The following is a 13131-nucleotide window of genomic DNA, read 5'->3' on the forward strand; positions in this document are numbered from 1 at the left end:
ATATACAGACGATCAATCCGTCGAAACGAACCAAACCGCCCACATATCTCTTCAGTCATCCATCAATGTCAAACAGCACTGCCACCCGAAGGCCAAAAACAAGACCGATGCGCCAATCCCTCAGCGCGCCCGCCCCGCTCATTCCTCGAATGCCGCCGTCTCTCCAGCGTGTCCGGCCGTCTCTCCGACCCGTCCGCAGCACCTCAGCGCCGCCGGTGAAGGGGGTTCTAGGCCCAACCAAAAAGAGTCGCAAGCACAAAAATACAAAAATCTCAAAAAATCTCAAAAGAAGGGGAAAATCCAATATATTCAAAGTCTTAATGGGCTCTTGTGCGCAAGATGAAGTCAAACCCGACCCTGTCCCCCGGTCGAACGACCGTCAAATAACCGCTATCAGGACAGGAAGCGGGGGCATTCGTGCCGGAACCGATACCCCGGCTTCGGTCATCCCCAGAGCCGCGACCAAGTTCTGGGTTTCAATGCGCGGTTCTGCGGCGTGTCACCGGCAGGCGCGCCGCCAGCAGGACAAGGACCAAACCCAGATAGATCAGCGGTTCGATCTGGAACCCCTTGGTCAGCATCAGGAAATGTATCGCGCCAAGCAGGACCGCCGGGTAAACCAGCCGGTGCAGTCGGCGCCATCCCTGTCCGAAACGCCGCACCGACCAATTGTTCGAGGTCAGCGCCAAGGGTAACAACAGTGCAAAACCCGCCATGCCAATGGTGACGAAGGGACGTTTGACGATATCGGCCCAGATCTGGGCCGGAATCTGGACGTCGAGCACCAACCAGACCAGCAGGTGGCAACTGACATAGTAGAATGACAGCACCCCTATGGCGCGGCGGAACCTCATAAGGTTCAGGCCGGCTATCCGCCGCAAGGGCGTTACGGCCAACCCCAGGATCAGCGCCTGTAACGCCAACTCTCCAAGCCGGTGCTCGATGACCTTCGCGGGATCGACGCCCAGCTGCCCCGTCGCGCCCAACCAGAGCCACACGGGTGCCGGCAACACCCCGATCAGATAGACCAGCCAGATCGGAATCCGGCGCAGCGATGCGTTCACCCGCTCCATGGGTCAGAAGTATTTCGCAAGATCCATGCCCTGGTAAAGGTCCGAGACCTCTTTTTCATAGCCGTTGAACATAAGCGTCGGCTGGCGTTTGGCGAAAAGACCGCCCCCGATGCGCCGCTCGCTGGCCTGGCTCCAGCGCGGGTGATTCACCTCGGGGTTCACATTGCTGTAGAACCCGTATTCGTTCGGGATCGCCATGTTCCAGCTTGTCGGCGGTTCCTTGTCTGTCAGCGTGATCCGCACGATCGACTTGATCGACTTGAAGCCGTATTTCCACGGCACGACCAAACGCAGCGGTGCGCCGTTCTGATTGGGCAGCGGTTTGCCATAGAGGCCGGTGGCCATCAGTGTCAGCGGGTGCATCGCCTCGTCCAGCCTCAACCCCTCGCGATAGGGCCATTCCAGCACCGGATAGCGGGTTCCGGGCATTTCCTCGGGCCGGTAGAGCGTTTCGAAAGCGACATATTTCGCCCCCTCCTGCACACCCGCCATGGCCAGCAGATCGGCCAGTTCGAACCCGTTCCAGGGGATCACCATGGACCAGGCCTCGACACATCGGAACCGATAGATCCGTTCTTCGATTGTCATCTCGGACAGGATGTCCTGAAAATCATAGTCACCCGGTCGGTCGACCATCCCGTCGATCTTGACCGACCAAGGCTCGGTCTTGAGCAGATGGGCATAGGCCGCCGGGTCGTCCTTGCCGGTGCCAAATTCGTAGAAATTGTTATAACTGGTGATCTCTTCCCAAGTGTTAGGCTCCAGCGTCTCGGCCCGCGCCCCGCCAGCCAGGGCCACCAGCCCCGCGCCAGTCATGCCCGCCATCAGTTGCCTGCGATTCATCCATGCCCCGCGCGGGGTCACGTCGGCGGGGGTCAGGTCGTTGCTCCAGCGATGGGCCATCGGGATCTCCGTCTATGCCATTTCCCGGAAATGTATCCCGTCGCAGGGCACCGTCCAACGCAACTCGCATCACAGCTGCGTTGCCGTGCTGAAACAATTGTCTCTTCAGACCACGCCCAGACGCCGCAACCCGTCTTCGAACTGCCGGTTGCCACGGGCACGTTCCAGGCCTTCGGCGGCGCTGTTCACAGACGGATAAAGATCGTCCATCTGAACCGAGGTGCCGTCGTCGCAGACAATCCGCACATGCCGCCGCCGCATTAGTCGCGGTTCGGGGACACCAACCGAATGCGCGATGGTCTCCACCTCCTTGATGACCGAACGCGCATAGGCGGCAACGCGCTTTTCCTTTTCATGCACCACCAGCCCCTTTTGCAGCGAAGGGATATGGGTGGTGATGCCGGTGGGACAGGTGTTCTTGTTGCATTTCAGCGCCTGGATACATCCCAGAGAAAACATGAAGCCGCGCGCCGAGGTGATGAAATCGGCACCCAGGCAGATTGCCCAGGCCACATCGCCGGGCGCCACCAGCTTGCCACTGGCCACGATCCGGATCCGGTCGTGCAGCCCGGACAGATCGCGCAGATCGACCATCCGGATCAGCGCCTCGCGCAACGGCAGGCCGACGAGATCAATGAGAGGCATCGGCGCGGCGCCGGTGCCTCCCTCGCCACCATCGACGGTGATGAAGTCGGGCGCGCTGTCATCCGCGCGCTCTCTGATCCGGCGGAAGAAATCGAACCAGGGATCGGCCGAGCCCATGCAGGTCTTGATCCCGACCGGCTTGCCGGTCACCTCGCGCACATGGGCGATGAGATCGAGCAGCCCGTCGAAATCGTCAACCTCGCGGTGACGGTTGGGCGAGATCGCATCCATCCCCATCGGCACGCCCCGGATCTGCGAAATCTCGGCGTCGATCTTGGCCGCGGGCAGGATGCCCCCCTTGCCCGGCTTGGCGCCCTGGCTCAGCTTGATCTCGAACATCTTGACCTGTGGATGCGCCGCCACCTCGCGCAGCTTGTCGTCGCTCAGATTGCCTTCGGCATCGCGCACCCCGAACTTGGCAGTGCCGATCTGGAAAACGATGTCGGCGCCCCCCTCCAGATGATAGGGCGACAACCCGCCCTCGCCCGTGTTCATCCAGACGCCCGCCGCCTTGGCCCCCTTGGACAGCGCCAGAACCGCCGGTTTCGAAATCGCACCATAGGACATGCCCGAAATGTTGAAGATCGACGGCGCCGAATAGGGCTGGCGACAGGTCGGGCCAATCACCAGCGGCTCGGTCGCGCCGAACTGGTTGTCCAGCGGCGGAAACGGCGCATTCATGAAGATGGGCGTGCCCGGAATGTTCAGGTTGCGGGTCGACCCGAAGGCCACCGTGTTCCCCTTGTTCTCGCTGGCATTATAGACCCAGTTCCGCTGCGCCCGGTTGAACGGCATCTCCTCGCGGTCCATGGCAAAGAAATACTGCCGAAAGAACTCTCCCAACTCGGTAAAGATGTTCCGGAATCGTCCGATGACGGGATAGTTCCGCCTGATCGCATCGCCGGTCTGGAACCGGTCGACAAAGAACAGGACAACAGCGGTCAGCATCATCAGGCCAATGACGCTGACAAAGACAAAGGCCATCACCTCGATTGCGTTATAGGCGAAACCCATGCGAAAACTCCTATATCTTGATGTGACGCAAAGCGGCGGAACTCTTTCCGATTCAGATTGGAGGCGAACCGTTCACGGTGCAACCCGCACGGCTACTATGGGAGAGAGCAATGAAACAGATGTTACTGGGCGCGGTGATCGCGCTGACCGCTGGGGCGGCATCCGCTCAGGATGCAGTGACCTATACCACCACCGAAAATTTCGAGGACGTCACCTTTGGCCTGGAAAGCGCGATTGTCGGGCGCGGGCTGGTGATCGACAGCGTCAGCCATGTGGGTGACATGCTGGAACGGACGCGGGCCGATGTCGGCTCGGACGTGGTTCTGTTCGAAGATGCCAAGGTGTTCTCGTTCTGCTCCGCGGCTCTGTCGCGCAAGGTGATGGAGGCCGATCCGATGAACATCGTATTCTGCCCCTATGGCATCTTCGTCGCCAAGCAGCCAGGCTCGGACGAGGTCACTATCGGATTCCGACAATTCCCAGAGGGACCGATGCAGGAGGTTCAGACCCTTCTGGACGAGATCGCGCGCGAGGCGATCGGAGAGTAGACCTCAGCCGGGTTTACTGTCGCCCTCCGAACCAAGCGGTGGTTTCTGATCCAATCCGGGCGTTCACGCGTATTCTTGTCATCAGACAGGAGTTCGCCATGACCAAACGCCCGGCCTGTATTGTTGCAACCCTCCTCGCCAGTGTGACCGGAGCGGCCGCGCTGGCGGGAAACGAATCCCGCTCGGTCGCCTATCCGCTGCCCGGCGGCTTGATTGAGGTCGTCGCCGATTTCTCGGAGAATTCGATTTATTGGTGCGGAGCCGGGGATCATGCGCTGAACCAGATGAGAAAGCCCGGCAATCAACGGCTCTATGTCTGGAAAGGCCCGTCCCCCAGCACCGCCCAACCCGGCGCGCAGGCCGTCACATTCGGCTTCACCCCGCCGCCTCAGGGCCCCGCCTCTTCCCTGACCAACGACGTCGGGATCATCGGCAACACATTGTCCGTCAGTCAGGCCAAGAAAACCTGCGACGAGCGCACCTCCAGCGGCTGAGCCTCAGGACAGGTTGCCCCGTGACGGGTCAACCAGCGCATCCTCGCGCCCGATGGCAATCACCATATAGACTATGTATCCCGAGATGATCGCCGCGAGGAAACACCAGATCGAGGTAAAGGCATAGGCGGCAAAGACAAAGCCCACCACGACCGATGCCAGGATCAGCCCCCCGAAGATCCGTATCCGGGGATGGGATGAGCCCAACAGCGGCAGGCAGATGACCACCGCATAGACCAGCCGAGCCACGATCTTGGCGGTCTCGCCCGGAAACATGCTCGGGTTCTCATACTGGATCGAGTGCTTCACGAGATAGATTTCGAGCGTTTCAGGCCGAACCAGCACCGGCAGGAAAAGCGTCGCGCCCAGACTGAAACCAAAGGCGGCCAGTCCCCAGAAGACCCGGCGTCGAAAAGGGTCAGGCTCGACCAAGGCCGAGGACAGCGGCACCCAGAATGGCCAGAACCAGTAGGCAAAGAACAGGAAAACCAGCGCCGCGCCCCCTGAAGGGACCGGGTCAGGACCACTCATTGTCAGCCACAGCGCACCCTCGGAAAGTTGCTGTACACCAAAAAACAAGGGAAAGACCGCGAAACCCAGAAACCGCGGCCCGAGACTTCCTGTCCTGCGAAGCGCGACCGCGCCACCCGCGATCAGGGCGGCACCGGCGACAAAACTGGCCGTAGCCGAAAAGCACATGGCGACCTCCTTGGCGTAGGGTCCGCACTTGTGACGTAAGCTTAGGAAAGAACCGCGCTCCGGGCAAATGCCCCCGTTCACGAACTTGTCGCTTGCGCCCTGCCGATTCCAAATGGGTTGTTTCAAACAGGAAAAGGCCCGCCATTTCTGGCGGGCCTCTGGTTCAGTTCGCGCGGCGGCTCAATGCACGACGGCATCATCCGGGCGGGGCCGGTTCGAGCTGACCACGCGGTCGCCGATGATCAACCCTTCCTCGCCAGCGGTAATGGGGATGGTTTCGCCATCCTTGACCTCACCGGCCAGCAGCTTTTCGGCCAGCGGGTTCTGCAGGTCGCGCTGGATCACCCGTTTCAGCGGGCGGGCGCCATAAACCGGGTCATATCCCGCATCTGCCAGCCACTTGCGCGCCGCGTCGTCCAGTTCCAGCACGATCTTGCGCTGCGCCAGACGCTTGGCCAGGCGACCCATCTGGATCGACACGATCCCGTCCATGTCGGCGCGCTTGAGCCGGTCAAAGATGATCGTTTCGTCCAGCCGGTTCAGGAACTCGGGCCGGAAATGCGCCCGCACCGCATCCATCACGTCACGCCGCGCCTGGGCGCTGTCGGCGCCTTCGGGCAGTTGACTCAAGGCCTGGGAGCCGAGGTTCGAGGTCAACACGATCAGCGTCTGCTTGAAGTCGACGGTGCGGCCCTGACCATCGGTCAGCACGCCATCATCCAGTACCTGCAAGAGCACGTTGAACACATCCGGGTGTGCCTTTTCGACCTCGTCGAACAAGACCACCTGATAGGGCCGGCGGCGGACCGCCTCGGTCAGCACCCCGCCCTCGTCATAGCCGACATAGCCCGGAGGCGCGCCGATCAGGCGGGCCACCGCGTGTTTCTCCATGAACTCGGACATGTCGATGCGCACCATCGCATTGTCGTCGTCAAACAGATACTCGGCCACCGCCTTGGTCAGCTCGGTCTTGCCCACACCGGTGGGCCCGAGGAACAGGAACGAGCCCAGCGGGCGGTTCTCGTCATTCAGACCCGCGCGCGCCCGGCGCACGGCATTGGCCACCGCCTTGACCGCGGTATCCTGGCCGATGACACGCCGATGCAGCTCGTCTTCCATCCGCAGCAGCTTCTCGCGTTCGCCTTCAAGCATCTTCGAGGTAGGAATGCCGGTCCAGCGTTCGACCACCGCCGCGATCTGTTCGGGGCGCACGACCTCTTCGGCCTTGAGACCGGTATCCTCTCCGGCTTCGGCTTCTTCCCGCTGTTTTTCAAGCTCGGGAATGATGCCGTAGCTGAGCTCACCAGCTCGGGCCAAGTTGCCTTCGCGCTTGGCGATCTCCAGTTCGGCACGGGAGCGTTCGAGCTGTTCCTTGACGGATTGCACCGCGTTCATCTTGTCCCGCGATGCCTGCCACTGCGCTGTCATCTGGGCGGATTTCTCCTGCAAATCGGCAAGGTCCTTTTGCAGCGTGCCAAGCCGGTCCTGCGAGGCGGCGTCGTTCTCTTTCTTCAGCGCCTCCTCCTCGATCTGCAATTGCAGGATCTGACGGTCCAGCTGGTCCAGTGCCTCGGGCTTGCTGTCGACCTCCATCCGCAGACGGCTGGCCGCCTCGTCCATCAGGTCGATGGCCTTGTCTGGCAGGAACCGGTCGGTGATGTAACGATGCGACAGCGTCGCCGCAGCCACCAGGGCCGAGTCAGAAATATCGACGCCGTGGTGCAGCGCGTATTTCTCCTTGATGCCGCGCAGGATGCTGATCGTGTCCTCGACGGTCGGCTCTTCGACCATCACCGGCTGGAACCGGCGGGCCAGGGCCGCGTCCTTTTCCACATATTTACGGTATTCATCCAGCGTGGTGGCACCGATGCAGTGCAATTCGCCGCGCGCCAGCGCCGGTTTGATCAGGTTGGCCGCATCCATGGCACCATCGGATTTACCGGCGCCGACCAGCGTGTGCATCTCGTCGATGAACAGGATGATTTCACCCGCGGCCTCGGTGACCTCAGTCAGAACCGCCTTCAGCCGTTCCTCGAACTCGCCACGGTATTTCGCGCCTGCGATCAGCGCGCCCATGTCGAGCGCCAAGAGCTTCTTGTCGCGCAGGCTTTCTGGCACATCGCCATTGACGATACGCAGCGCGAGGCCCTCGGCGATGGCGGTCTTGCCGACGCCCGGCTCGCCGATCAGGACGGGGTTGTTCTTGGTCCGGCGGCTGAGCACCTGCATCGAGCGGCGGATTTCCTCGTCGCGCCCGATGATCGGGTCGATCTTGCCCTCGGCTGCGGCCTCGGTCAGGTCGCGCGCGTATTTCTTGAGCGCGTCATAGCCCTCTTCCGCGCTGGCCGTGTCGGCAGTACGCCCCTTGCGGATATCGTTGATCGCCTCGTTGAGCTTCTGCGCGGTCACGGAACCGGCATCCAGCGCCTCCTTGGCCTTGGATTTGACCATGCAAAGCGCCATCAGCACCCGCTCGACCGGCACGAATCTGTCGCCTGCCTTCTTGGCGATCTTCTCGGCCTCGTCCAGCACCTTGGCGGTCTGACCGTCCAGATAGACTTGGGCCGCGTCGCCGCTGACCTTGGGGATCTTGGACAGCGCCACATCCAGCGTCTCGACCACGCGCGACGGCGCGCCGCCGGCGCGGGTGATCAGGTTGCTCGCCAGCCCCTGATCGTCATCCATCAATGCCTTGAGAAGGTGTTCGGGCGCCAAACGCTGGTGCCCTTCGCGCAGCGCAATCGTCTGCGCTGCCTGCACGAATCCACGTGCCCGCTCGGTGAACTTCGACAAGTCCATCTTTCTCTCCTTTTTCAAGCGCCCAAGGGTGTCTGCGCCCGCGAGGCGGCGCGCGTCGGTCTGGGCCTCGCATTCAATCTGGGGAATGCCAAAATATCTTCAAGGGGGTCGCGAAGGGTTTACTCGAATTGATCGAATTGACCGCATTTTCCCCTGTTTCCGCCCTTATTTCGCAATATTTTTGTGTTTCTTTAGCGAGATCAGGGAGGCCCCAATGCAGATCACCAATGTCGAGATTTCGCAATACCACGTTTGCCCAAGCACCGCGCGCCATTCTGCAAGCGTCTGCATGACATTGGCAGACAGAATGGTAACGTTGTTCTGTTCGCTCGAACTGCCCGAAGAGATCAGCCCGCTTGCTCGCACTCAGGCCTTTGTCGGAGACGCGATGCGCCAACTGCGCCGGATGCCCGAATTCCGCTCAGGAAAGGACCAATTGTACCTGGATGATCAAGTGCTACCGGCCGTGGCCTGATTATGTCGCCCTGTCGCAAACTCTAAGTCCGATCTCCTCCTCAGCAGGCCTCTCTCCCTCACCGCTTGCCTCGACGAGGCCGCTTCAGTATGAACGAGCGACCCGAGCCGGAGGATCCCCACATGACAGACAAGATGCTTGCCGACGATCGTCTGATCGTCGCCCTTGACGTGCCCAATGCGCTGGCCGGATTGGAACTGGCCGAACGATTGGGTAGCACGGTTTCCTTCTACAAGATCGGGCTGGGGATGCTCACCGGCGGCGGTCTCGCTCTGGCCAACGAGCTGAAGCAGGAACATGGCAAGCGCATCTTCCTGGACATGAAACTCTTTGACATCGGCAACACGGTCGAGGCCGCCGTTCGGGGCCTAGCTCAGTTCGATCTGGATTTTCTGACCGTGCATGGCGACCCGCATGTAGTGCGTGCCGCAAAGGAAGGTGCTGCCGGCAAGGACCTCAAGATCCTGGCCGTCACCGTGCTGACCTCGCTAAACCGCGACGATCTTGATGCGTCGCTGATCAAACCCGGCGATGTGCAGGAGCTGGTGCTGGAACGCGCTGCCCGCGCCTTCGAAGCCGGGGCCGATGGCGTCATTGCCAGCCCTCAAGAGGCAGCCGCGATCCGGGCTCTGCCCGAGGCCGCCGGGCGGCTGATCGTGACCCCCGGCATCCGTCCGGCGGGTGCCGATCTGGGGGACCAGAAACGCGTTGCGACACCGGCTAACGCCATTGCTGACGGGGTTGATCATATCGTGGTGGGGCGGCCCGTTGTCCGGGCTCCGGATCCGCGCGCGGCGGCACTGTCGATCCTTGCCGAAATGACCTCTCCGCAAGCGATGGCACCAAACCGGGCCTGACACAGGCTGGCTCTTCCGGTCTCAAAATTCTCGCCGCGCCCAGCCACAAGGCGGGAATCCGACCCAACGTCACCTTACGTTGGGTTAAAAAAACGACCTGATATCAGTTCCTTTGGTGAAATCCGCGCCATTTTGCCGCTGTGCCCGTAAAAACACATCAAAAAAGCGAGTTTCCCGGGTCTGGATATCCGGCCTACCCCGGCAACCATTTTTGAGCGATTCTAAACTCGAGACACTCCCCAACGAACCATCTCTTCCTGAGGTTCGTTACCTCCCCCCGCCTTTGGCGCGGGGGGTCTTTCCTTCCAGAACGGCCGAGCGTTCGTTCAGCGCTTGCCAGAGTGTCGGGCGCGCCCATAATCGTCACTGTCCAGATAGAGCCGGAGATGATCGGCGAAATGCGGCACCGCGCGTGCATGATGGATATATTCGGCCGGCGCCATCAATCGCCAACCCTGCCCTTCGTTGCCGAAGCGGATTCTCTTCACGTATTCCACCGAAAGATGGGCCGCAAAGAACCACATTCGACCACCCGGGCGCGAATAGCTCACGTTCCAGCCCACCTGCTCAACCGGCACGACAAGTCCAACCTCCTCGTGGGTTTCGCGCAACGCACAGTCGAGCGGTGTTTCATCCCCCTCGCGCCCCCCGCCCGGCAGGTCCCAATAGTCAGGCCAGGGAATATCCGGGCGATCGTCACGGCGGATTACCAAGAGTTGCTCCCCCAAGAACAGAGCTAGCTTGGCCCCGACGAATTGTTCTCCTGTTCCTACCACCTTTTCATCCCCAGTGAGTTCAGGCTAGATATGAATGTCCTACCGCCTGACCTCAACCGGATTAGCTCAATGAATGCGGCCTCGGGTCTCTGCCGCGATTGTTTCTCGCGCACCGGAAATGCCCGGCGCTGCCCGTCTTGTGGCAGCCCACGGGTGCTGCGGCATCCGGAACTGGACAGCCTGACCATTGCCCATATGGATTGTGACGCCTTCTATGCCAGCGTCGAAAAACGTGACAATCCGGAGTTGGCCGACAAGCCGGTGATCATCGGCGGCGGCAAGCGCGGGGTCGTCTCAACCGCCTGTTATGTGGCGCGCATCCGCGGCGTACGATCGGCGATGCCAATGTTCCACGCGTTGAAGCTCTGCCCTGACGCAGTGGTGATCAAACCGCGCATGTCGGTCTATGCCGAGGTGTCAAAGCAGATCCGCGCTCTGATGGACGAGTTGACCCCGGTGATCGAGCCGCTGTCGCTCGACGAGGCCTTCATGGACCTCTCGGGCACTCAGCGGCTGCACGGGCATCCGCCGGCGGTGATGCTGGCGCGGCTGGTCAAGCGGATGAAGGACGAGTTGGGCGTGACCGGCTCGATCGGGCTGAGCCATAACAAGTTTCTGGCCAAGGTGGCCTCGGATCTCGAAAAGCCGCGGGGATTCTCGGTGATCGGACGGGCCGAGACGGCGGATTTCCTGCGTGACAAGCCGGTGCGCCTGATATGGGGGATCGGCCCGGCGGCGCAGGAGCAGCTGGAACGTGCCGGGATCCGCACCTTCACCGACCTGCTTCGATGGGAGCAGGAGGCGCTGATCGCCCGCTTCGGTTCCATGGGACAGCGGTTGTGGCATCTGGCACGCGGCGAGGATCGCCGTCGCGTGTCTGCACATGACCCGATCAAGTCGATCAGCAACGAGACCACGTTTTTCGAGGACACCGCCGATCTGGACGTGCTGGACGGCCATATCTGGCGAATGGCAGAGAAGGTAGCCGACCGGGCCAAGGCACGCGGACTGGCGGGCCGGGTCGTGACTTTGAAGCTGAAACGTGCCAATCATCGGATCCTGTCGCGGCAGCAATCGCTGCGCGACCCGACCCAGATGGCCGACCGCATCTATCGCACCGCGCGCGCCCTGTTTGACCAGTTAGGCGATCAGGGTCCTTATCGGCTGCTGGGCTGCGGGCTGTCGCATCTGTGCCCCGAGGCCGAGGCGGATGTGTCGGGCGATCTGCTCGACCCGCAGGCAGCACAGCGCGCCCGCGCCGAGCGCGCCACCGACGCCATCCGCAAACGCTTTGGCGCGGATGCGATCCTCAAGGGTCGTGGAATGCGCTGAGCGCGCCATCCCGCCCCCTTCTTCACCAGATATCAATGCGAGGAAAAGAATGATTACAGGCGAGTTCTGTCGTCTTATGGCCCGCTACAACAGCTGGCAGAACCGATCCCTGATCCGTGCCGCCGAGGCACTGACGGACGCAGCGCGCTGGCAGGATCGCGGTGCATTCTTCGGCTCAATCGCCGCAACACTCAATCACCTGTACTGGGCGGATGCTCTGATCCTGGCCCGGCTGATGGGGAACGAGCGCCCGCAGGACACGATCACGCACTCGCTGACGAATCCGGCTGACTGGCAGGACTACAGGTTGCTCCGCCGGAGGCGTGACCGGCAAATCGAACGCTGGGCCGCAGACCTGAAGGATGCGGAACTCAGCGGCACAGTCGTCTGGTATCAGGCCGGTGGGGCGACACGCGTCACCACCTCCAGAGCGCTTTGCGCGGTGCAATTGTTCAATCACCAGACCCATCATCGTGGCCAGGTTCACGCGATGTTGACAGCGGCAGGCGCCAAACCGGATGTGACGGACCTAACCTCTCTCGGCTAGCCCGCGATCCGCCGCTATTCCGCCGCTAGCGGCAGGCGCTGTTGTCCAATAGACGCGATTTCCAAAACCACTTCACGCAACAGCTTCCGCATCGCGTCGAAATTCGCGTTGGGGCGAATGGTCGTTTCGTGCATATAGAGCCCGCGGTCGATCTCGATCTGTATGGCGTGCTGGCGCCGCGACGGGCGCCCATAGGCCTGAGTCACATAGGCGCCAGCAAAAGGCGTGTTGCGCACCACATGCAGACCAGCCCCGGCAAAGGCCGCCTCAACCCGCTCCACGATCTCGGGCGCGGCAGAGGCGCCAAACCGGTCACCCAACACGACGTCGGGCCGACGCGCGGCGGCGCGAGCGCTGCCTTCCACCGCCTCGCGGGGCATCGAGTGGCAGTCGATCAGAATGGCTTGACCATAGGCCGCATGCGCCTCGTTCAAAAGGCGCTGGAGCTGGGCGTGATAAGGGTACCAGATCGCCTGCAGGCGCTGCTCTGCCTCGGCCCGGCTCAATTTCCCCCGATAGATGGCCCGACCGCCCGCCACGACGCGAGGGATCACCCCAAGCCCAGAGGCAACACGCGGATTATGCCCTCCCTTGCGCACCCCTTCGATCAGGGCCGGGTCCAACTCGTCGCAGCCGCGGTTGAGGTCGAGATAGGCGCGCGGCGCCGCCGCCCGCAAAAGCGGGGCTCCGAACTCGGGGGCGCAGTCGAACAGCTGATCGACAAAGGCATCCTCGGAAGAGCGAATCGAATGGTCATCCAGCACCGTCTGCGCCAGAAACGGCGGATCATAGCGCGCGCCGCTATGAGGCGAGGCAAAAACCACGCTGGAGGTACGTGCGGCGGGCAGGGTCAGATGATAAGCGGTATTGGTCATGCGGCCTCCGGGATCAACAAAATCATAGACCGGAAAATAGTTCGATCAAAAGCCCTTGATCCCCCCGCCGACTCCTTTTATAGACCCCGCTTAC

Annotated in this window: 14 protein-coding genes; 7 read left to right on the forward strand and 7 right to left on the reverse strand. The window is 61.7% G+C overall.

Annotation, left to right across the window (positions count from 1 at the left end; translation table 11 throughout):
* Positions 1 to 343, forward strand: a 343-nt coding sequence (locus tag MB818_RS06770; protein ID WP_238904534.1) for a hypothetical protein, incomplete at its 5' end; no start/stop codon positions are given.
* Positions 344 to 476: 133 nt separating this feature from the next.
* Here the strand turns inward: MB818_RS06770 and msrQ are convergent.
* From msrQ to MB818_RS06785, 3 genes are all read right to left on the reverse strand, one after another.
* A complete protein-coding gene (msrQ, locus tag MB818_RS06775; protein WP_234138734.1) occupies positions 477 to 1073 on the reverse strand; it encodes a protein-methionine-sulfoxide reductase heme-binding subunit MsrQ in 597 nt (198 codons plus the stop codon).
* A 3-nt stretch (positions 1074 to 1076) separates the two neighbouring features.
* Complete coding sequence (msrP, locus tag MB818_RS06780; RefSeq protein ID WP_234138733.1) at positions 1077 to 1976, reverse strand: protein-methionine-sulfoxide reductase catalytic subunit MsrP; 900 nt, start codon at positions 1974 to 1976, stop codon at positions 1077 to 1079.
* Positions 1977 to 2081: 105 nt separating this feature from the next.
* Positions 2082 to 3635, reverse strand: a complete 1554-nt coding sequence (locus MB818_RS06785; protein WP_234138732.1) for an FMN-binding glutamate synthase family protein — start codon at positions 3633 to 3635, stop codon at positions 2082 to 2084.
* A gap of 110 nt (positions 3636 to 3745) precedes the next feature.
* On the opposite strand from MB818_RS06785, the gene MB818_RS06790 reads away from it, so the two are divergent.
* Both MB818_RS06790 and MB818_RS06795 read left to right on the forward strand, forming a co-directional pair.
* Positions 3746 to 4183 (forward strand): DUF302 domain-containing protein, encoded by a 438-nt coding sequence (locus MB818_RS06790; RefSeq protein WP_234144302.1) that lies wholly within the window; start codon positions 3746 to 3748, stop codon positions 4181 to 4183.
* A 98-nt stretch (positions 4184 to 4281) separates the two neighbouring features.
* Positions 4282 to 4677: a hypothetical protein gene (locus MB818_RS06795; protein WP_234167436.1), complete on the forward strand. Its 396-nt coding sequence runs from the start codon at positions 4282 to 4284 to the stop codon at positions 4675 to 4677.
* Between the two features lie 3 nt (positions 4678 to 4680).
* Here MB818_RS06795 and MB818_RS06800 read toward each other — a convergent pair whose 3' ends face one another.
* The gene (locus tag MB818_RS06800; protein WP_238904537.1) at positions 4681 to 5376 is read right to left on the reverse strand and encodes a DUF6629 family protein; all 696 of its coding nucleotides are present in this window, start codon (positions 5374 to 5376) and stop codon (positions 4681 to 4683) included.
* A gap of 180 nt (positions 5377 to 5556) precedes the next feature.
* A complete protein-coding gene (gene clpB / locus MB818_RS06805; protein WP_238904540.1) occupies positions 5557 to 8175 on the reverse strand; it encodes an ATP-dependent chaperone ClpB in 2619 nt (872 codons plus the stop codon).
* 214 nt (positions 8176 to 8389) lie between these two features.
* Here clpB and MB818_RS06810 point away from each other — a divergent pair, with 214 nt between their 5' ends.
* Entirely contained in the window at positions 8390 to 8650 is a 261-nt protein-coding gene (locus tag MB818_RS06810) for a hypothetical protein (RefSeq protein WP_234138727.1), read from the forward strand.
* Positions 8651 to 8772: 122 nt separating this feature from the next.
* Positions 8773 to 9507 (forward strand): orotidine-5'-phosphate decarboxylase, encoded by a 735-nt coding sequence (gene pyrF, locus MB818_RS06815; protein ID WP_234138726.1) that lies wholly within the window; start codon positions 8773 to 8775, stop codon positions 9505 to 9507.
* Positions 9508 to 9833: 326 nt separating this feature from the next.
* On the opposite strand, the gene MB818_RS06820 is transcribed toward pyrF, so the two are convergent.
* Positions 9834 to 10283 carry an NUDIX hydrolase gene (locus tag MB818_RS06820; protein ID WP_234138725.1) on the reverse strand — a complete coding sequence of 150 codons (450 nt, stop codon included), beginning with the start codon at positions 10281 to 10283 and terminating at the stop codon, positions 9834 to 9836.
* Between the two features lie 69 nt (positions 10284 to 10352).
* On the opposite strand from MB818_RS06820, the gene MB818_RS06825 reads away from it, so the two are divergent.
* Positions 10353 to 11615 (forward strand): DNA polymerase IV, encoded by a 1263-nt coding sequence (locus tag MB818_RS06825; RefSeq protein WP_234163114.1) that lies wholly within the window; start codon positions 10353 to 10355, stop codon positions 11613 to 11615.
* Positions 11616 to 11691: 76 nt separating this feature from the next.
* On the forward strand, positions 11692 to 12162 hold the full coding sequence (locus tag MB818_RS06830; RefSeq protein ID WP_238904543.1) for a DinB family protein: 471 nt from the start codon (positions 11692 to 11694) through the stop codon (positions 12160 to 12162).
* Between the two features lie 14 nt (positions 12163 to 12176).
* On the opposite strand, the gene MB818_RS06835 is transcribed toward MB818_RS06830, so the two are convergent.
* On the reverse strand, positions 12177 to 13037 hold the full coding sequence (locus tag MB818_RS06835; RefSeq protein WP_234138722.1) for an N-formylglutamate amidohydrolase: 861 nt from the start codon (positions 13035 to 13037) through the stop codon (positions 12177 to 12179).
* Between the last annotated feature and the right edge of the window lie 94 nt (positions 13038 to 13131).

This window comes from Ruegeria alba (genome assembly GCF_022321465.1).
Classification (GTDB): Bacteria; Pseudomonadota; Alphaproteobacteria; order Rhodobacterales; family Rhodobacteraceae; genus Ruegeria_B; species Ruegeria_B alba.